The 19092-nt window shown below is 70.4% G+C and carries 19 protein-coding genes; 17 read left to right on the plus strand and 2 right to left on the minus strand.

Translation table 11 applies throughout. The features are described from left to right. The first annotated feature begins 46 nt into the window (after positions 1 to 46). The 5 genes from hisD to AB0M51_RS04750 all read left to right on the plus strand — a co-directional run bounded on the left by hisD (position 47) and on the right by AB0M51_RS04750 (position 5206). Complete coding sequence (hisD, locus tag AB0M51_RS04730; protein ID WP_344200950.1) at positions 47 to 1372, plus strand: histidinol dehydrogenase; 1326 nt, start codon at positions 47 to 49, stop codon at positions 1370 to 1372. Further along, entirely contained in the window at positions 1372 to 2490 is a 1119-nt protein-coding gene (locus AB0M51_RS04735) for a histidinol-phosphate transaminase (protein WP_344200947.1), read from the plus strand. The genes hisD and AB0M51_RS04735 overlap by 1 nt, the downstream gene beginning before the upstream one ends. Continuing rightward, positions 2487 to 3086, plus strand: coding sequence for an imidazoleglycerol-phosphate dehydratase HisB (gene hisB, locus AB0M51_RS04740; protein ID WP_141862353.1), 600 nt, complete (start codon positions 2487 to 2489; stop codon positions 3084 to 3086). Before AB0M51_RS04735 ends, hisB begins: the two co-directional genes overlap by 4 nt. Continuing rightward, entirely contained in the window at positions 3083 to 3724 is a 642-nt protein-coding gene (gene hisH / locus AB0M51_RS04745; protein WP_344200944.1) for an imidazole glycerol phosphate synthase subunit HisH, read from the plus strand. The genes hisB and hisH overlap by 4 nt, the downstream gene beginning before the upstream one ends. 90 nt (positions 3725 to 3814) lie before the next feature. Then, a complete protein-coding gene (locus AB0M51_RS04750; RefSeq protein ID WP_344200941.1) occupies positions 3815 to 5206 on the plus strand; it encodes an alkaline phosphatase PhoX in 1392 nt (463 codons plus the stop codon). Here AB0M51_RS04750 and AB0M51_RS04755 read toward each other — a convergent pair. Continuing rightward, positions 5203 to 5616 (minus strand): ferritin-like domain-containing protein, encoded by a 414-nt coding sequence (locus AB0M51_RS04755; RefSeq protein ID WP_344200938.1) that lies wholly within the window; start codon positions 5614 to 5616, stop codon positions 5203 to 5205. The two genes, AB0M51_RS04750 and AB0M51_RS04755, sit on opposite strands and share 4 nt — an antisense overlap. After that, positions 5616 to 6134, minus strand: coding sequence for a cell division protein FtsK (locus AB0M51_RS04760; protein ID WP_344200935.1), 519 nt, complete (start codon positions 6132 to 6134; stop codon positions 5616 to 5618). Before AB0M51_RS04760 ends, AB0M51_RS04755 begins: the two co-directional genes overlap by 1 nt. Before the next feature lie 213 nt (positions 6135 to 6347). Between AB0M51_RS04760 and rimP the strand changes: the two genes are divergently transcribed. The 12 genes from rimP (at position 6348) to AB0M51_RS04820 (ending at position 19063) form a co-directional block, all read left to right on the plus strand. Further along, a complete protein-coding gene (rimP, locus tag AB0M51_RS04765) occupies positions 6348 to 6893 on the plus strand; it encodes a ribosome maturation factor RimP (protein ID WP_344200931.1) in 546 nt (181 codons plus the stop codon). 1 nt (position 6894) lies between these two features. Continuing rightward, positions 6895 to 7887 carry a transcription termination factor NusA gene (nusA, locus tag AB0M51_RS04770; RefSeq protein ID WP_344200928.1) on the plus strand — a complete coding sequence of 331 codons (993 nt, stop codon included), beginning with the start codon at positions 6895 to 6897 and terminating at the stop codon, positions 7885 to 7887. 51 nt (positions 7888 to 7938) lie between these two features. Beyond that, on the plus strand, positions 7939 to 8217 hold the full coding sequence (locus tag AB0M51_RS04775; protein ID WP_363748064.1) for a YlxR family protein: 279 nt from the start codon (positions 7939 to 7941) through the stop codon (positions 8215 to 8217). A 182-nt stretch (positions 8218 to 8399) separates the two neighbouring features. Further along, complete coding sequence (gene infB / locus AB0M51_RS04780; protein ID WP_344200922.1) at positions 8400 to 11600, plus strand: translation initiation factor IF-2; 3201 nt, start codon at positions 8400 to 8402, stop codon at positions 11598 to 11600. 104 nt (positions 11601 to 11704) lie between these two features. Next, positions 11705 to 12148: a 30S ribosome-binding factor RbfA gene (rbfA, locus tag AB0M51_RS04785; RefSeq protein WP_344200919.1), complete on the plus strand. Its 444-nt coding sequence runs from the start codon at positions 11705 to 11707 to the stop codon at positions 12146 to 12148. Positions 12149 to 12156: 8 nt separating this feature from the next. Beyond that, the gene (gene truB / locus AB0M51_RS04790) at positions 12157 to 13050 is read left to right on the plus strand and encodes a tRNA pseudouridine(55) synthase TruB (protein WP_344200917.1); all 894 of its coding nucleotides are present in this window, start codon (positions 12157 to 12159) and stop codon (positions 13048 to 13050) included. Between the two features lie 34 nt (positions 13051 to 13084). After that, positions 13085 to 13927, plus strand: a complete 843-nt coding sequence (locus AB0M51_RS04795; RefSeq protein ID WP_344200915.1) for an LLM class flavin-dependent oxidoreductase — start codon at positions 13085 to 13087, stop codon at positions 13925 to 13927. Positions 13928 to 14049: 122 nt separating this feature from the next. Further along, the gene (locus tag AB0M51_RS04800) at positions 14050 to 15057 is read left to right on the plus strand and encodes an acyltransferase domain-containing protein (RefSeq protein WP_344200912.1); all 1008 of its coding nucleotides are present in this window, start codon (positions 14050 to 14052) and stop codon (positions 15055 to 15057) included. 36 nt (positions 15058 to 15093) lie between these two features. Continuing rightward, the gene (locus tag AB0M51_RS04805) at positions 15094 to 16440 is read left to right on the plus strand and encodes an extracellular solute-binding protein (RefSeq protein ID WP_344200910.1); all 1347 of its coding nucleotides are present in this window, start codon (positions 15094 to 15096) and stop codon (positions 16438 to 16440) included. Then, the gene (locus AB0M51_RS04810; RefSeq protein WP_344200907.1) at positions 16440 to 17333 is read left to right on the plus strand and encodes a sugar ABC transporter permease; all 894 of its coding nucleotides are present in this window, start codon (positions 16440 to 16442) and stop codon (positions 17331 to 17333) included. Before AB0M51_RS04805 ends, AB0M51_RS04810 begins: the two co-directional genes overlap by 1 nt. Then, positions 17326 to 18144, plus strand: a complete 819-nt coding sequence (locus tag AB0M51_RS04815; RefSeq protein WP_344200905.1) for a carbohydrate ABC transporter permease — start codon at positions 17326 to 17328, stop codon at positions 18142 to 18144. Before AB0M51_RS04810 ends, AB0M51_RS04815 begins: the two co-directional genes overlap by 8 nt. A gap of 22 nt (positions 18145 to 18166) precedes the next feature. Further along, on the plus strand, positions 18167 to 19063 hold the full coding sequence (locus tag AB0M51_RS04820; RefSeq protein ID WP_344200902.1) for an NAD-dependent protein deacetylase: 897 nt from the start codon (positions 18167 to 18169) through the stop codon (positions 19061 to 19063). Positions 19064 to 19092: the final 29 nt, after the last annotated feature.

Here is a 19092-nt window from a genome sequence, read left to right on the forward strand (position 1 = left end):
TGGATAGCCGGTCAGCGGCGGGTGCGGCGACCACTAGACTGGCGGCATGATTCGCCGCGTCGACCTGCGGGGCCGAGTGGCGGCCGGAGAGGTGCTGAACCTCCCCGCCGATGTGAATGCCCTGGTCCCCCGAGCCGTGTTCGACGTCGAGGCTGCCCTCGACGTCGTCCGACCGATCTGCCTGGACGTCCGCCATCGCGGGCTCGCGGCGATCAGGGACTACGGCGAGAAGTTCGACCATGTGCGCGTCGAGGACGTCCGGGTCCCGGCCGCGGCGCTGAAGACCGCGCTCGAGGAGCTCGACCCGGAGGTGCGTAGCGCCTTCGAGGAGTCGATCCGCCGGGTCCGGGAGGTCAGCCAGGACGAGCTCACCGCGGACGTCGCGTCCGAGCCCGCCCCGGGCGGCCGGGTGACGCAACGGTTTGTCCCGGTGCAGCGCGTCGGGCTGTACGTGCCGGGCGGCCGTGCGCCCCTGGCGTCGAGCGTCGTGATGAACGTCGTACCGGCGCAGGTGGCCGGCGTGCCGTCGCTGGCTGTTGCTTCCCCGCCACAGAAGGAGTTCGGTGGGTTGCCGCACCCGACGGTGCTGGCGGTGTGTGCCCTGCTCGGGATCGAGGAGGTGTACGCGATGGGCGGCGCGCAGGCGATCGCCGGGTTCGCGTACGGCTTCGAGGGCTGCCCGAAGGTCAACCTGATCACCGGTCCCGGCAACATCTACGTGGTCGCCGCCAAGCGCGCGCTGCTCGGCGAGGTCGGCATCGACTCCGAGGCCGGGCCCACCGAGATCGCGATCCTCGCCGACGACACCGCGGACCCGGCGCACGTGGTCGCCGACCTGATCAGCCAGGCCGAGCACGACCCGATGGCCGCCAGTGTGCTGGTGACACCGTCGGAGGCACTGGCCGCGGCAGTCGAGGCCGAGCTGCCGAACCAGGTCGCCCGGACCAAGCACGCCGACCGCGTCACCGAAGCACTGCAAGGGCAGCAGTCGGCGATCGTCCTGGTCGACGACCTGGACCAGGGCACGGCCGTCGTGGACGCGTACGCCGCCGAGCACCTGGAGATCCAGACGGCCGACGCCGAGCAGCGCGCCGGCCTGATCTCCAACGCGGGCGCGATCTTCGTCGGTGCCTGGTCGCCGGTCTCGCTCGGTGACTACTGCGCGGGTTCGAACCACGTGCTCCCGACGGCCGGCTGCGCCTGCCACTCGTCCGGTCTGTCCGTGCGCAGCTTCCTGAAGGCCGTGCACGTCGTCAACTACTCGCGCGACGCGCTGCACGAGGTCGCCGGCCACGTGCTCGCGCTCGCGCACGCCGAGGACCTGCCGGCCCACGGCGCCGCGGTGTCGGCGCGGTTCCCGGGGGAGCGGTGATGGGCCGCTTCCACGGGCTGCCGATCCGCGACGAGCTGAAGAGCTTCGAGCCGTACGGCGCACCGCAGCTCGACGTCCCGGTCCTGCTGAACGTCAACGAGAACCCGTACCCTCCGAGCGAGGACACCGTCCAGGACGTCGCCGCCGCGGTGGCGGAGGCGGCCCGCGGCATGAACCGCTACCCGGACCGCGAGTTCCTCGGCCTCCGCGCGGACCTCGCGGCGTACCTGGCCCGCGAGTCGGGTGCGCACCTGGAGCCCGAGCAGCTGTGGGCGGCGAACGGGTCCAACGAGGTGATGCTGCACATCCTGCAGGCCTTCGGCGGCCCCGGCCGTACGGCGCTGTCGTTCGCGCCGACGTACTCGATGTATCCGGAGTACGCCCGGGACACGAACACCGCCTGGGTCACCGGCCGTCGCGCCGAGGACTTCACGCTGGACCGGAGCAAGGCGATCGCCGCGATCTCCCGGCACCGCCCGTCGGTCGTGCTGCTCGCCTCGCCGAACAACCCGACCGGTACGGCGCTGCCGATCGACGTGACCGAGGCGATCGTCGCGCAGGCCGCGGCGCTCGGAGCCGTCGTGGTGGTCGACGAGGCGTACGCCGAGTTCCGCCGGGCCGGGACACCGAGCGCCACGTCGTTGTTGCCGACGTACCCGAACCTGGCCGTCTCGCGGACGATGTCGAAGGCGTTCGCGATGGCCGGCGGGCGGGTCGGATACCTTGCCGCGAGCAAGCAGTTCGTGGACGCGCTGCGGATCGTCCGGCTGCCGTACCACCTGTCGGCGGTCACCCAGGCGGTCGCCCGCGCGGCGCTGCGGCACTCCGACGAGCTGCTCGGCCGGGTCGAGCAGCTCCGGGTCGAGCGTGACGAGACCGTCGACTGGCTGCGGTCACTCGGCCTGCGCGCGGTCGACTCGGACGCGAACTTCGTGCTGTTCGGGACGTTCGCCGACCGGCACGCGGTCTGGCAGGCGTTGCTCGACGACGGCGTACTGATCCGCGAGACCGGCCCCGACGGCTGGCTCCGGGTCTCGATCGGCACCGGCGAGGAGATGGCGGCGTTCCGCGCCTCGCTGGAGCGCATCCTCAAGACCGACACGGGAAGGCACTCATGACGCGCACGGCGCGGATCGACCGCGAGACCAGCGAGTCCAAGGTTCTGGTCGAGCTGAACCTGGACGGCGAGGGCCGGGCCGACATCTCCACCGGTGTGGGCTTCTACGACCACATGCTCAACGCGCTGGCCAAGCACGCGCTGCTCGACCTGCACGTGAACACGGTCGGCGATCTGGAGATCGACGCCCACCACACCGTCGAGGACACCGCGATCGGCATCGGCCAGGCGCTGCGCGAGGCGTTGGGCGACAAGCGCGGCATCCGCCGGTTCGGCGACGCGACCGTCCCGCTGGACGAGGCGCTCGTGCACTGCACGGTCGACCTGTCCGGCCGGCCGTACTGCGTGCACACCGGCGAGCCGGACGGCCAGGTGTACGCGATCATCGGCGGGGACTACGCGGGATCGCTGACCCAGCACGTGTTCGAGACGCTCGCGTTCAACGCGGCGATCTGCGTGCACATCCGGGTGCTGTCGGGCCGCGACCCGCACCACATCGTCGAGGCCCAGTTCAAGGCGTTCGCCCGGGCGCTCCGGGCCGCTGCCGAGCTGGACCCGCGGCAGCCCGGCATTCCTTCCACCAAGGGCGCTCTGTGAGCAAGAAGGTCGTCCTGCTCGACTACGGCTCGGGAAACATCCGGTCGGGGGAGCGTGCTCTGCAACGCGTCGGTGCCGACGTCACGGTGACCGCGGACTTCGACGAGGCCGGTAACGCCGACGGACTGCTGGTGCCGGGCGTCGGAGCGTTCGAGGCCTGCATGACCGGGCTGAAGGCGGTCCGCGGCGATGTCGTGGTCGATCGCCGGCTGACCGGCGGCCGTCCGGTGCTCGGGATCTGTGTCGGGATGCAGATCCTGTTCGCCCGCGGCATCGAGCACGGTGTCGAGACCGACGGCTGCGAGCAGTGGCCCGGCACTGTCGAGCGCCTGCGGCCCGACGACGCCCAGCCGGTTCCGCACATGGGCTGGAACACGGTCGACGTACCTTCCGGCAGCACGCTGTTCGAGGGCGTCGAGAAGGAGCGCTTCTACTTCGTGCACTCGTACGGCGTCCGCACCTGGGAGCTCGACGACGCCCGCGCCTCGGTGGCCCCGCTGGTCACGTGGACGACGTACGGCGGGGACAAGTTCGTCGCCGCGGTCGAGAACGGGCCGCTGACCGCGACGCAGTTCCATCCGGAGAAGTCCGGCGACGCCGGCGCCGCCCTGCTGGAGAACTGGGTTCGCTCCTTGTGAATCGGTAACACGCCTCCTGTTGCTGTTGGGTTGTTGTTTACCGTACGTTCATGGGCCACTACTGCTTGTCCTGAAGCCAGGAGGCTGCCCATGTCCAACCCCCTGTCCAGACGTCAGTTCGTAGGTCGCGCCGCCGCGGCCGGGGTCGCGGTCAGCGTCGCCGGATCCGTCGACGCGCTGTACACCGCACAGCCCGCGCTCGGTACGTCCGGCCCGAAGATCGGCTACGGCCCGTTGATCGAGGACCCCGACGGCATGCTGGACCTGCCGCAGGGGTTCAGCTACAAGATCCTGTCCCGTGAGGGCGGCGTCCGGCCGGACGGGCTGAAGATCCCGAGCCGGTTCGACGGGATGGGCGTGTTCCCGGACCGCGACGGCGGCTCGCGGCTGGTCCGCAACCACGAGTGCAGCCCGACGTCCAAGATCAAGGTCGTCGCCCCCGCCGGACGGACCTACGACCCGGCCGCCGCCGGCGGTACCAGCACGCTCGTCGTGGACCGGCACAACGCGACCACGAAGGAGTTCGTCAGCCTCGGCGGTACGGCGATCAACTGCTCCGGCGGGCACACCCCGTGGCGCACCTGGCTGACCTGTGAGGAGACCGAGCTCAAGGCGGGCGACAGCGGGTACACCAAGGACCACGGGTTCATCTTCGAGGTGGACCCGTACGACGACCGCCGCAACGCCGATCCTGAACCGCTGACCGCGATGGGCCGCTTCCAGCACGAGGCGGTCGCGATCGACCCGCGAACCGGCATCGTCTACGAGACCGAGGACGCGTTCGTGGCGCCGCTCGGCGGCTTCTACCGGTTCCTGCCCAACCGGCCGCGCGGTGGCTGGGGCGCGCTGCGTGCGGGCGGCGAGCTGCAGGCGATGCACATTCCGGGGTTGCCGGACCTGTCGGTGGTGCAGGAGGCCGGCACCGAGTTCCACGACGTCCAGTGGGTGAAGGTGCCGGACCCGCTCGCGACGTCCGAGTCGGTGCGGGCGCAGGACTACGCGAAGCCGATCACCGGCGGCTACAAGCTCGAGGGCTGCTGGTGGGGCGACCTGGACCGGTGCGTGTACTTCGTCTCGTCGTTCGCGCGGACCGAGCTCGGGCCGAAGGTCGACCACGACGGCCAGGTGTGGCGGCTCGACCCGCGGCAGCGGACGCTGCGCCTGGAGGTGATCTTCACCCGGCCGAAGCCCGGCTCCGACGACCCCGAGTTCGATGCCCCGGACAACATCACGATGTCGCCGTACGGCGGGCTGATGATGTGCGAGGACGGCCTCGGCGAGCAGCACATCCTCGGCACCACCGAGGACGGCGAGGTGTTCAAGTTCGCCCGCAACCGGGTCAACCTCGGGACGCCCGAGGAGCCGTCGTACGGCGAGCTGTCCGGCGTCGGCTTCGCCGCCGACGGCCGGACGATGTTCTTCAACGTCTACAACCCGGGGATCACCTACGCGATCACCGGTCCCTGGCGGCGCCGGCGCTAGGAGACTGCGCCGGGGAGTGCCGCCGGGGCGCCGCCCCAGCCGAGTTGGTCGGTGGCGGCGGTCACGAGCGCGTCGATCGCGAACGTGCGGACCGCCGGTTGTTCGGCGGCCTCGACGAGGTCGCCGTACACGGCGGCGATCCGGCGCTCGATCAGCAGCACCAGAGCGGTCGCCGTCGCGGCGTTCGTGACCGCCTGCGGGAGTTGGTACGTCGGCTGGGCCGCGACCGGGGTCTGGCCGGCGGCGACGATCAGCGCGCTCAGGTGGTCGCGGTTGTCGCGGTGCGCCCCGAACAGGTCGGTCGCCGCGCGGAACCGGGCGCCGTTCAGCTTTCCGCCGGCCACGCCGATGCCGTACATCGCGGCATGCTCCCCGGCGAGCGCGGCCTGCAGAGCGTCCAACTGGTTCATCAGGCCGCACCCTTCTTCTTGGCAGGGGCGAGGGTCGAGCTCAGCTGGGACTCGGAGGCGGCGATCTCGGCGAGCAACCGGGCCGGGGCACCGGACAGCTTGGCGGCGGCCGTCACGTGCGCGGTGGCCGCGGCCTTCTCCTGCTTGGCGATCGTGGCCAGCGCGGCAGCCTGTGAACCCGGCGGCGCCGCGGCCTTGGCCGGCCGAGCGGTCACGCCCGCGGTCTCCTTCAGCTTCGCCAGGTGGCTGACGTGGTACTTCGCGCCCGCCGCCAGTTGCGCCCGCAGCGCGGGGAACTTCCGCGCCGCGGTTGCGTAGAGCTGGGACAATTGAGTCACCTGGGTCGCCGCGGCGCTGAGGGCGGCGACGACAGCCGGGTCGGCCGTCGGCGTCTCCGCGGTCGGGCCGGGTGACGTCGTACCGTTCACGGCGCCCTTGGTGCCCTGCGTGCCGGACCCGGCCGGGTCGTCCTTGCAGCCGGTCAGTGCGGCCGCGCCGGGGACCAGGGCAGCGGTCACCACGACCGTACGTCGACTCAGTACTGAATGTATTTGGTGGCGTTCAGGCACGCCGGAACGATAGACGATACCTGGTGACACGCCCGCGACCCGGCCGGGGGACGGCCCGATGAGCGGGATCCGGGCCTCGGGCGGATAGGGTGGGCTACTGCTCTCGGCCGGACCGCCGGGAGCACAACGGGTGCACACAACTGGAGAGAGGCAGGTCAACCTGTGAGCCGAAAGCCGGACCGCAAGGGTCACACGGACACCACGAGCCTCGAGAACTTCCTGCGGCCGATCGTCGAGCAGTTCGGCTGCGACCTGGAGGCCGCGGACATCGCGCCGGCCGGCCGCCGCCGGCTGCTGCGCGTGCTGGTCGACCGGGACGGCGGCATCAGCCTGGACGACGTCGCCGACGTCACCCGGGCGATCTCCAAGGCGCTCGACGCCGACGACATCATGGGCGAGGGCGCCTACACGCTGGAGGTCTCCAGCCCCGGCGTCGACCGGCCGCTCACCCTGCCCCGGCACTGGCGGCGCAACCGCGACCGCCTGGTGAAGGTCACGCTGACGGACGGCGGAACACTCACCGGCCGGATCAAGTCCGTCTCCGACGAGGCGGCCGAGCTGGACGTCGACGGCACGCGGCAGAGCGTCGCGTACGCCGACATCGCAAAAGCGAAGGTCCAGATCGAGTTCAACCGGGCTGCCGGCAACGACACTGAGACATTTGACGGCGTAGAAACACCTGCCGACGGCACGGTGGAGGAGAACTGACATGGACATCGACATGGCCGTGCTGCGGTCGCTGGAGCGGGAGAAGGACATCTCGCTGGACGTGGTCGTCGAGGCGATCGAGCAGGCGCTGCTGGTCGCGTACCACCGCACCGAGGGCGCGCAGCAGCACGCCCGCGCCGAGCTCGACCGGCGCACCGGGCACGTGACCGTGTACGCGCGGGAACTCGCCGAGGACGGCACTGTGGCCCGCGAGTACGACGACACCCCGCACGACTTCGGCCGGATCGCGGCCACCACCGCCAAGCAGATCATCCTGCAGCGGCTCCGCGACGCCGAGGACGAGGTCCGGTACGGCGAGTTCTCCGGCAAGGAGGGCGACATCGTCTCCGGCGTCGTCCAGCAGGGCCGCGACCCGCGGTCGGTGATGGTCGACCTCGGCAAGATCGAGGCCGTGCTGCCGGCGCCCGAGCAGGTCCCGGGGGAGCAGTACGAGCACGGCTCCCGGCTGCGGGTGTACGTCGTCGGCGTCCGGAAGGGCTTCAAGGGCCCGCAGATCACGGTCAGCCGCACCCACCCGAACCTGGTGAAGAAGCTGTTCGCGCTGGAGGTCCCGGAGATCGCCGACGGCACGGTCGAGATCACCGCGATCGCGCGCGAGGCCGGGCACCGCACGAAGATCGCCGTCCGGACCCTCAACCCGTCGGTGAACGGCAAGGGCGCCTGCATCGGGCCGATGGGGCAGCGGGTGCGGAACATCATGCACGAGCTGCACGGCGAGAAGATCGACATCATCGACCACAGCGACGATCCGGCGACGTTCGTCGGGAATGCGCTGTCGCCGGCGCAGGTTACATCTGTCGAGGTGGTGGACGCCGCGGCCCGTGCGGCGCGCGTCGTCGTCCCCGACTACCAGCTCTCGCTCGCGATCGGCAAGGAAGGGCAGAACGCCCGCCTCGCGGCCCGGCTCACCGGCTGGCGGATCGACATCCGGCCGGATACCGATGTGACTCGGGAAGGCGAGAAGGTAGACTAGTTTCTCGGTCGGTCGACTGAGTCGCAACCACACCCTGAGGATCACGTGACAGTGACGGCAGCCGCGCGCCCAGGCAAGCCTGCGGAGCGTACCTGCATCGGGTGCCGGAAGCGGTGCAGTCCGGCTGACCTGCTGCGGATGACGGCTTCCGGAGGCCAGGTGCTTCCGGATCCCGATCACCGGGCACCCGGCCGTGGGGCGCACCTGCACCCGGCGATCGAGTGCTTCGACCTCGCTGTCCGGCGCAAGGCGTTCCCACGGGCCTTCAAGGTCCAGGGACCGCTCGACGTGACCGGGCTGCGGGAGTACGTCGCGCAGCGTGATAAGTAAGAAGCAACACAAATGGCAGCCCGCAAAGCTGCCCACGACGGCTCAGACCGTGCCGTCGTGACGACTTGAAGGCGGGTCATCGACTCATGACCACTCGATGAGTGTCTACCGATGAGTGCAAAGCGATGAGCACGTACGTCAACTAACGGTCCGCGCCCCAGGCTCGGACCAGAGGGAGAGTAGTGGCAAAGGTCCGGGTCTACGAGCTCGCGAAGGAGCTCGGAGTTACCAGCAAGGTCGTTCTGACCAGACTGAACGACATGGGCGAGTTCGTCCGGTCGGCATCCTCGACGATCGAGGCACCTGTCGTCCGGCGGTTGGCGGAGGAGTTCGAGAAGAACCCGCCGAAGAAGCGCACGGCCAAGAAGGCCGCTGCGAGCACGTCTGCCGCGCCCCAGGCGACCGCGCCGGTCGCCCCCGCGGCTCCGAAGCCGGCCCAGCCGGCCACCCCGAAGGCCCCGGCCGAGCGCCCCGCGCCGGCCGACCGTCCGGCGGCCGCCGAGCCGCCCGCGCCGGCTGAGGCACGCACCGAGGCTCCGGCCGGGTCCGCGCCGGCCGCCGAGGCGCCGGTGAAGTCCGCTCCGGCTCCGGGCGCCCGCCCGGGACCGCGTCCGGGCCCGAAGCCGGGTCCGCGGCAGGAGAGCGGTCCGGCCGAGTCCGCTCCGGCGGCTCAGGCAGAGGCCCCGGCTCCGGCGGAGACGCCGGCCGCTCCGGCGACCCCTGCCTTCGAGGCGCCTGCCGCGAAGGCGGCCGACGCCCCGGCGGCACGCCGTACCGACGGCTCCTCGGCATCGCGTCCGGGTGCTCCTCGTCCGGGTGGTCAGGGCCCGCGTCCGGCCGTGCCGGGTGCGACCCCGCGTCCGGGTGGCCAGGGCTCCGGCCCACGTCCGGGTGGTCCGGGTGCCGGTCCGCGTCCGGGTGCGCCCCGTCCGGGTGCCCCGCGTCCCGGTGCGCCCCGTCCGGGTGGCAGCCAGGGTGGCGGCGGCCCGCGTCCGGGTGCACCGCGTCCGGGCAACAACCCGTTCAGCTCCACCCAGGGCATGCAGCGCGGCGGTCCGCGCCCCGGCCCGGGTGGCGGCGGCAACGACCGGCAGGGCGGCGCTCCGAGCCCGGCCGGCATGGCTCCGCGCCCGCCGCAGGGTCGCGGCGGCGGCAACGAGCGCGGCGGTAGCGACCGTCCGCGTCCGTCCGGCGGCGTTCCGGGCGCCCCGCGCCCGAACCCGGCGATGATGCCGAAGTCCTCGGCCGGTACCTTCACCGGTCGCCCCGGCGGCGGCTCCGGCGGCCCGGGTGGCGGCCGTGGTGGCGGCGGTGGTGGCCGTCCGGGCGGCGGTCCGGGTGCCGGTCCGCGCGGTGGTGGCGGTGGCGGCGGCTTCCGTCCCGGTGGCGGCGGCCCGAGCGGCCCGCCCGGTGGCGGCGGTGGCCGTCCGGGTCCGGGCAACCGGGGCCGTGGCGGGACGCAGGGTGCCTTCGGGCGTCCGGGCGGTCCGGCGCGCCGTGGCCGCAAGTCGAAGCGGGCCAAGCGCCAGGAATTCGACAACATGCAGGCCCCGGCGGTCGGCGGCGTCCGCGTCAAGCACGGCGACGGCGAGGTTGTGAAGCTGCCTCGTGGTGCCTCGCTGACGGACTTCGCCGAGAAGGTCGGAGTCGACCCGGCGTCGCTGGTCCAGGTGCTGTTCCACCTCGGTGAGATGGTCACCGCGACCCAGTCGGTGAACGAGGAGACGCTCGAGCTGCTCGGTACCGAGCTGAACTACGACGTCCAGATCGTCTCGCCGGAGGACGAGGACCGCGAGCTGCTGCAGTCGTTCGACATCGACTTCGGCAACGACGAGGGCGACGAGAGCGACCTGGCTCCGCGGCCGCCGGTGGTGACCGTCATGGGTCACGTCGACCACGGTAAGACGAAGCTGCTGGACGCGATCCGGATGGCGAACGTCCAGGCCAAGGAAGCCGGCGGTATCACCCAGCACATCGGTGCGTACCAGGTGACCACCGAGGTGGACGGCCAGGAGCGGGCGATCACCTTCGTCGACACCCCGGGTCACGAGGCGTTCACCGCCATGCGTGCCCGTGGTGCGCAGGCCACCGACATCGTCATCCTGGTGGTCGCGGCCGACGACGGCGTGATGCCGCAGACGATCGAGGCACTGAACCACGCCCGAGCGGCGGGTGTCCCGATCGTGGTCGCGGTGAACAAGATCGACGTCCCGGCGGCGGACCCGACCAAGGTGCGCGGTCAGCTGACCGAGTACGGCCTGGTGCCCGAGGAGTACGGCGGCGACACGATGTTCGTCGACGTCTCCGCGAAGTCCCGGATCAACATCGACGGCCTGCTCGAGGGCGTCGTACTGACCGCGGACGCGGCGCTGGATCTGCGGGCGAACCCGAAGATGCACGCCGAGGGCATCGCGATCGAGGCGAACCTCGACAAGGGCCGTGGTCCGGTGGCGACCGTGCTGGTGCAGCGCGGAACGCTCCGGGTCGGCGACTCGATGGTGGTCGGTCCGGCGTACGGCCGGGTCCGGGCCATGCTCGACGAGCACGGCGACCCGGTCGAGGAGGCGACCCCGTCGCGTCCGGTCCTGGTGCTCGGTCTGACCGCCGTGCCAGGTGCGGGTGACAAGTTCCTGGTCGTCGAGGACGACCGCCGCGCCCGGCAGATCGCCGAGAAGCGGGAGGCCCGCGCTCGTGCGGCGGCCAACGCGAAGCGTCGCGCCCGCCGTACCCTCGAGGACTTCATGGCCTCGATGGAGAAGGGCGAGAGCCAGGAGCTGCTGCTGATCCTCAAGGGCGACGTGTCCGGTTCGGTCGAGGCGCTGGAAGACGCCCTGGTCCGGATCGAGGTCGGCGACGAGGTCAACCTGCGGATCATCGACCGTGGTGTCGGTGCGATCAACGAGAACGACGTCAACCTGGCCATCGCGTCGAACGCCGTCATCATCGGCTTCAACGTGCGGCCGGCGGGCAAGGCCGGTGACCTGGCCGAGCGCGAGGGCGTGGATGTCCGGTACTACTCGGTCATCTACTCGGCGATCGACGACATCGAGGCGGCCCTGAAGGGCATGCTGAAGCCGATCTACGAGGAGGTCACCCTCGGCCAGGCCGAGATCCGGGAGATCTTCCGTTCCTCGAAGGTGGGCAACATCGCCGGTTGCTGGGTGACCAGCGGCCTGATCAAGCGGAACGCAAAGGTCCGGCTGATCCGGGACGGCGCCGTGGTCGTCGACAACACCGAGCTGTCGTCGCTGAAGAGGTTCAAGGACGACGCGTCCGAGGTCCGCGAGGGCTTCGAGTGCGGTCTGACCATCAACAACTTCAACGACATCAAGATCGGCGACGTCGTCGAGGCGTTCGAGCTCCGCGAGAAGCCGCGCAGCTGATTGATCGATGACGGCCCGGGCCAGCGGGTTCGGGCCGTCGGAGTAACGTCCGGGGAGACGGAGTTCTCCCCGGACGTTGTTCATGAATGAGGGAGTGAGCCCTGATGGGTGAAGCAAGGGCGAAGCAGCTGGCCGACCGGATCCAGGTGCTCGTCGCGGAGCTGCTGGAGCGCCGGGTGAAGGACCCGCGGCTCGGGTTCGTGACGGTCACCGACGCTCGGCTGACCGGTGACCTGCGTGAGGCCAGCGTGTTCTACACGGTGTACGGCGACGAGCAGGCGCGGGCGAACACGGCCGCCGCGCTGGAGTCGGCGAAGGGCCTGATCCGCAGCGAGGTCGGCAAGGCACTGGGCCTGCGGCACACGCCGAGCGTGGCGTTCTTCCTGGACGCCGTACCCGAGAATGCCGGGCAGATCGAGGAGCTGCTGGAGAAGGCGCGGATGGCCGACGCCGAGGTGGCCAAGGCCGCCGCGGGCGCGAAGCCGGCCGGCGACGCCGACCCGTACAAGCGGCCGCACGACGACGAGTCCGACGAGGACGAGGACTGAGTACTGCGTTGGCCCTCGACTTCACGGCCACCTCCGACGGGATCGTGGTCGTCGACAAGCCGGGTGGGATGACGTCGCACACGGTCGTCGCCCGGATCCGCAAGCTGGCCGGCACCCGCAAGGTCGGGCACGCCGGCACGCTGGACCCGATGGCGACCGGCGTGCTGATCGTCGGGATCAACCGCGCGACCCGGCTGCTCGGCCACCTGCAACTGGCGGACAAGTCGTACGACGCGACGATCCGGCTCGGTGCGACCACGACCACGGACGACGCCGAGGGCGAGGTGCTGGCGACCGCGCCGGTCGACGGGGTGACCGCGGAGGCGATCACCGCGGCCGTCGAAGGATTCCGCGGGGAGATCTCGCAGGTCCCGTCGAAGGTGTCCGCGATCAAGGTCGACGGCCGCCGGGCGTACGACCGGGTGCGGGCCGGCGAGGAGGTCGAGCTCAAGGCCCGCGCGGTCACCGTCTCGCGGTACGACGTGCTCGACGTCCGGCGGGACGCGGACGGGATCTCCGTCGACGTCTCGGTGGACTGCTCCAGCGGCACCTACATCCGGGCGCTGGCCCGCGACCTGGGCGCCGGACTCGGCGTCGGCGGCCACCTGACCGCGCTCCGGCGTACCCGCGTCGGCTCGTTCGACCTCTCGGTGGCGCACTCGCTGGAGGCGCTGGCGGAGTCGTTCGACTGGCTGCCGATCGCGGACGTTGCCGCGGGCACCTTCCCGCGGTACGACGCGGACGACGCACAGGCGGCGGCGATCCGCACCGGGCGCCCGCTGCCGGGGCTGGACCTGGCGGCGGCCGGGCAGACCGCGATGTTCGCGCCGGACGGCACGTTCCTGGCGCTGTACGAGCTGCACGGACCGGTCGCGAAACCCACCGCGGTGTTCGTCGGCTGAAAACTGTCGGTGCCGCCGGATAGCGTGCGGTGGCATGAAATACGGGTTCGTGATGGCGTACGGCGATGCGCGCGACGCGGCCGAGCTGGCCGTGATCGCGGAGGAGCACGGCTGGGACGGGTTCTTCGTCTGGGAGTCGATCTGGGGGATCGACGCCTGGGTGATGCTCGGCGCGGCCGCGATGACGACGGGGCGGATCCGGCTGGGCACCATGCTCACGCCGCTGCCGCGGCGAAAACCCTGGGACGTCGCCGGGCAGGTCTCGACCGTCGACAACCTCAGCAACGGGCGGGTGATCCTGTCGGTCGGTCTCGGGGTGACGGGGGAGGACCGGTTCTGGCTGTTCGAGGAGGACCCGGGGCGGAAGGTGCGCGCGGAGCTGATGGACGAGTCGCTCGCGATGCTGCCGTATCTGTGGCGCGACGAGCCGTTCGACTTCTCCGGGAAGCACTACAGCGCCCGGAAGGTCGTCGAGCTGACCCCGCCGGCGCCGCCGCCACCGGTGCAGCAGCCGCGGGTGCCGACCTGGGTCGTCGGCGGCTGGCCGCGGCCGAAGTCCATGCGTCGGGCGGCCCTGCAGGACGGCTGGCTGCCGGCGTTCGTCGGTGACGGCGAGGTGACGCCGGAGGTCGTCGCCCAGGGGATCGAGTGGATCCGCAAGGAGCGCGCGGCGCACGGCCTGACGATGGACGGGTACGACGTTCCCGCCGAAGGTTCGACCCGGGCCGACGACCCGAAGGCCGCGGACGTCGTCCGCCCGTGGGCCGAGGCGGGTGCCACCTGGTGGATCGACGCCGACTGGTCCTCTCTCGACCAGGCAGTCGTCCGCGAGAACGCCGAGCGACGGTTGCGCGCCGGCCCGCCCCGCGTCGACTGACCGGGGCACGCGGTCCGTCCGCCGCCGGGAACTGCTGAGATCTTGCCGTCCGCGGTCCTCGGCTCTACCTTGTCATGTACGAGATAACGATTTTATCTTCGATATCTCGAAAGGTGGAGCTGATGACCGTAACAGGTACCGATGCCGAGCTGGCACGGCTTGTCGCCGGGCTGGGGCTGACCGGCGACGCACTCGCGCACCTCCGCGTGCTCGCGGAGCTCGGCCCGCCGCCCACACCGGTCGACCTGACCGGATGGACGTCGGGTGCCGACCCGGACGGAGTGCTCACCCGGCTCGGGCTGAGCGACGACGACCGCCGGGACACGCTCGCGAACCGTCCCGACCCGGTCCGCGAGCCGGACCTGTGGTGGCTGCTCGAGCGTTGCCACCACCAGCTCGTCCAGCACCTGGGGACTACCGGCCCGCTGCCGCCCTGGCCGGACCTCCCGCCCGCGACCGGTGCAGTCGGGCGTTTCCTCTACGTCTGGGCGTTCCTTGCCACGCTCCCCGTCGTACGCCGCTACCACGCGGCCCGCGGCATCTCCGACGCCGACTCGTGGCCGATCCTCGCGGTCCTCGGTGCCCAGATGGCGAACCGCCGGGAGCTGTACGGCGAAGGCGGGCTGCACACCCAGAACTGGGTGACCCACCACTTCCGCGGCGCCATCTACGCCCTCGACCGCCTGCACTTCGAGCGCCAGCGCTCCTGGTTCGACGCGCGGACCCACGGCGGCCCCGCGCCGGGCGAACCCGTCCTCGGGCTGCACATCCCGGAAGGACGCCTCACCCCGGAATCGGTCGACGCCGCCCTCGACCGCGCCCGCTCCTTCTTCCGCACGCACTACCCGGACGAGCAGTACCGCTTCGCCACCTGCGTCTCCTGGGTCCTCGACCCGCAACTGACGCAGTACCTGCCCGCCGACAGCAACATCATCCGCTTCCAGCAACGCTTCACGCTGCTGCCCGGGACGGACAAGGACGACAGCGCGACCGTCGTCGAGTTCCTCTTCAAGCGCCCGCTGACGGAACTCGACCTGTTGCCACGCGCAACGACGCTGCAACGTGCCGTCGTCGACCACATCCACGCCGGCCGGTCCTGGAAGTTCCGCACCGGCTGGTTCCCGCTCTGACCCGCCCGGCCGGGGCGGCGCACAAGGGGGTACGACATGAGCAGTACCAGCGAACTCGACCGCCGCAGGTTCCTCCAGGCACTCGGCGCGGCCGGCGCCGGCCTCGCCCTGGGCGGCTGCAGCAGCGGCTCGAAATCGGCCGGCGGTACGGCCACCTACTGGGTCCAGCCGAACGCCTCGCAGCAGCAGATGCAGGCCTTCCTGAAGGATCTGGCGGCCGGATTCCAGGCGGCGAACAAGCAGTACACCGCGAAGACGCTGATCGTCCCGTGGGAGGACTCGCAGACGAAACTGACCGCCGCGTTCAGCAGCGGCAACCCGCCGGACGTCACGTACCAGATCGCGCCGTGGATGAACATCTGGCGGGAGACCGGGGTACTGGCCGACTTCCACAAGATCGCGCCGAAGGAGGACGTCGACAAGTTCCTCGACGGGGTGAACAGCAGCCTGCTCGACGCCGCCAAGGGACCGAAGGGTGAGCTGCTGGCGATCCCGTACGTGACCGGTGGCTCGCATCAGCTGACCGTGAACCTGAACATCTGGGAGCAGGCGGGCAAACCGCCGCTGCCGACCACGTACGACGAGATGATCCCGTTCGCCAAGGCGATGACCATCGACACGGCGGGCCGCAAACTCGGGACGCCGGGGTTCGACGCCAAGCACGTCGCGTCGTACGGGATGAACTGGCCGCCGGTGCCCTCCATCGAGGACAACTACCTGTGGCACTACTTCTGGTCGTTCGGCAGTGACTACGTCTCCGCCGACGGCAAGGACATCGGGTTCGACAACGACAACGGCCGGGCGGCGTTGCGGAACATGAAGGCGATGGTCGACTCCGGTGCCGCGACCCCGCCCGGGCTGTACACCGACGAGAGCAAGTGGGGCAACGCGATCTTCGCCGGCAAGGCAGGGATGCAATGGGTCGGTGGCTTCACCGCCGATCAGGCGAAGGCATTCCCGAAGGCACGGGTCCGGGTCCTCGAACCGCCCAAGGGTCCGGGCGGCGAGCAGTTGATCGTCGGCGCGTGCGGGTACATCGCGGTCGCTGCCAAGAGCAAGCATCCGGAGGCCGCGTACGCACTGGCGAAATACATCCTGTCACCGGAGCCGCAGGAGAAGTACACCCGCCTGATCCTCGCGCTGCCGGTGCACCCGGTGAACGGCGACTTCTACACCGACCTGCCGGACCCGCGGATGAACGAGTTCCAGAACGCGGTGGAAAAGCTCGGCAAGTACACCCGGATCACCCGGGTCCTCAAGTACCAGCCGCAGGAGTACCTGATGGGCAAGATCAACGACTACCTGGCCGGCAAGCAGGACCTGGACGCGATGATCAGGGACGCCTCGAAGCAGGTCAGGCAAATGGCAGCGGCAGCGAACTGATGGCTGTCCGGCGGCTGGCCCGCGATTCCCGGGACCTGCTTACGGCAGGCCCGTTCCTGGCTTTGAAGGCGGCGGTCTTCGGCCTGTTCGTCGCCGTACCGTTCGTGTACACGTTCGTACTGACGTTTCAGCGTGGCAGCTTGCTGAGCGGCCTGCGCTGGAACGGCCTCGGCAACTACCGCACGGTGCTGACCGACACGTTGTTCCGCGACTCGCTGCTCAACACGCTGGTCTTCATGGCGATCACGATTCCGGTCACCGTGCTGGTGTCGATGGCGGTCGGCCTGCTGCTCGCGTCCGGCCTGCCCGGGATCCGGGTGCACCGGGCACTGATCTACCTGCCGTCGCTGCTGTCGGTAGTGGCGACCGGCTTGATCTGGAAGGTGATGATCGACCCCGAGCAGGGCCCGCTGGATCTGCTGCTCGACAAGCTGTTCGGGCTTCGGGTGCCGTGGCTGACCGACGGCGGGGTGGCGATCGTCTTCCTGTCGCTGATCACGGTCTGGTGCTCGTGCGGGTTCTACTCGCTGATCTTCATGGCCGGCTTCAACAACATCCCGCAGGACCTGCTCGAAGCCGGCCGGATCGACGGCGCGTCGACGTGGCAGCTGCTGGTCCACATCCGGATCCCGCTCGTGCGCTCGGTGGCGCAGGTGGTGCTCGTGCTGGTGACGATCAGCGCGGTGCAGGTCTTCGACCTGGTGTTCGTGATGACCCACGGCGGTCCGGGAACGGAGACCTACACCGCGATGTGGTACGTGTACCAGAACGCCTTCAACGGCGGCTCGGTCGCCTATGCCGCAACCATGAGCATCGTGCTGCTGCTCGTCACGATGATCATCGCGGCCGTCTTCCTGGCCCGTACCGAGTCGGGAGGCGAGGCCGGTGACTAGGCCGAGGCCGGTGGCCCAGGTCGCGATGCATCTTGCCGCCACGCTGGCGAGTGTGGTTTTCGCCGGCCCGATCCTGATCGTGGTCGTGGTGTCGCTGACCTCCACGACGGTCCTGGATCTGTCGCTGTCGCCCAGCCACTGGACCTTCCTGAACTACCGGCAGGTCCTCGGGGATCCGTTGGTACCGCGCTACATCCTGAACAGCGTCGTCGTGGGGCTCGCGGTCACCGCACTGACCGTGGTCATCGATCTGCTGGCGGCGTTCGCCTACGCCAAGCTGCGGTTCCCCGGCCGGGACCTGTCGTTCGGGCTCCTGCTGGCGACCATGATGCTGCCGTTCTCCGCGACGCTGGTGCCGGTGTACCTGATCGCCTCGAAGCTCGGGATGGTCGACAGCTACACCGGCCTGATCGTGCCCGCCCTGGCCGGCCCGTTCGGGGTGTTCATGCTGCGGCAGTTCATTCGCGGCATCCCGGACACCCTGCTGGACGCGGCCCGGATCGACGGGGCGTCGTACCTGCGGATCTTCGCGAACATCATCGTGCCGCTGTGCTACCAGCCGATGGCGGTGCTGGCGATCTTCACCTTCGTCGGCAGCTGGAACTCGTTCCTCTGGCCGTTGCTGATCGCGCAGTCCGAGGAGATGCGGACGCTGACCGTCGGCATCGCCACCACCAACACCCAGTTCACCCAGAACATCGGCGGGATCACGGCGGTCGCGGTGCTGAGCCTTCTGCCGATGGCTTTGCTGTTCGTCGTGTTCCAGCGCTACTTCATCCGGGGCGTGCTCGCCGGGGCCGTGAAGGCGTAGAACGCGCCGGTACCCTGGAGCGGTGCGTTCTCGTCCGACCTTGGAGTGGGCCCCGGGCCCTGATGTGCTGGCGTTGCAGCCGGGGGCGACGGATGTCGGGGCGGTTGCCGAGGTGGTCGCGGCCGGGGGAGTCGTCGTACTGAGCGGTGCGGGGTTGTCGACGGAGTCCGGGATTCCTGACTATCGCGGTGAGACCGGGAGCCTGCGGACGCACACGCCGATGACGTTCGGCGACTTCACCGGCAGCGAGGCGGCGCGGCAGCGGTACTGGGCGCGCAGTCACCTCGGCTGGCGGACGATCGCGCGGGCCCACCCGAACGCCGGCCACCGGGCCGTCGCCGCGCTCCAGGCCCACGGCAGGCTGAGCGGGATCATCACCCAGAACGTCGACGGCCTGCACCAGGCGGCCGGTGCTCGCGACGTGATCGAGCTGCACGGCAACCTCGACCGGATCATCTGCCTCGACTGCGGTACGACGTCACCTCGCGTGGTCCTGGACCGCCGGCTGCGGGCCGCGAACCAGGCGTTCACGGCCGAGGCGACCCGGATCAACCCGGACGGCGACGTCGAGCTGCCGGACGAGGTCGTGCGGACGTTCGCCGTCGTACCGTGCACGGTCTGCGGCGGTGTGCTCAAACCCGACGTGGTGTTCTTCGGCGAGAACGTCCCGCGCGGCCGTGTGCAGCGCTGCTACGACCTGATCGACGACGCGAACGCCGTCCTGGTGCTCGGCTCGTCGTTGACCGTGATGTCCGGCTTCCGTTTCGTCCGGCACGCCGCCAAGGCCGGTACGCCGGTGCTGATCATCAACCAGGGCCTGACCCGCGGCGACCCGTACGCGACGTACCGGGTCAACCTGCCGCTCGGGCAGGCCCTGACCGAACTGCTGACAGAAACCACCGGGCCGGGCCACGCGTGAGGTGGCCCGGCCCGGAGTCCGCGGTACGG

This window comes from Kribbella sp. NPDC051137 (assembly GCF_040682535.1).
GTDB classification, from domain to species: domain Bacteria; phylum Actinomycetota; class Actinomycetes; order Propionibacteriales; family Kribbellaceae; genus Kribbella; species Kribbella karoonensis.

Coding starts and splice junctions, on each gene's coding strand:
- hisD (WP_344200950.1), top strand. CDS start 47: ATGATTCGCCGCGTCGACCTGCGGGGCCGAGTGGCGGCCGGAGAGGTG.
- AB0M51_RS04735 (WP_344200947.1), top strand. CDS start 1,372: ATGGGCCGCTTCCACGGGCTGCCGATCCGCGACGAGCTGAAGAGCTTC.
- hisB (WP_141862353.1), top strand. CDS start 2,487: ATGACGCGCACGGCGCGGATCGACCGCGAGACCAGCGAGTCCAAGGTT.
- AB0M51_RS04750 (WP_344200941.1), top strand. CDS start 3,815: ATGTCCAACCCCCTGTCCAGACGTCAGTTCGTAGGTCGCGCCGCCGCG.
- AB0M51_RS04755 (WP_344200938.1), bottom strand. CDS start 5,616: ATGAACCAGTTGGACGCTCTGCAGGCCGCGCTCGCCGGGGAGCATGCC.
- nusA (WP_344200928.1), top strand. CDS start 6,895: ATGGACATCGACATGGCCGTGCTGCGGTCGCTGGAGCGGGAGAAGGAC.
- rbfA (WP_344200919.1), top strand. CDS start 11,705: ATGGGTGAAGCAAGGGCGAAGCAGCTGGCCGACCGGATCCAGGTGCTC.
- AB0M51_RS04795 (WP_344200915.1), top strand. CDS start 13,085: ATGAAATACGGGTTCGTGATGGCGTACGGCGATGCGCGCGACGCGGCC.
- AB0M51_RS04800 (WP_344200912.1), top strand. CDS start 14,050: ATGACCGTAACAGGTACCGATGCCGAGCTGGCACGGCTTGTCGCCGGG.
- AB0M51_RS04805 (WP_344200910.1), top strand. CDS start 15,094: ATGAGCAGTACCAGCGAACTCGACCGCCGCAGGTTCCTCCAGGCACTC.
- AB0M51_RS04810 (WP_344200907.1), top strand. CDS start 16,440: ATGGCTGTCCGGCGGCTGGCCCGCGATTCCCGGGACCTGCTTACGGCA.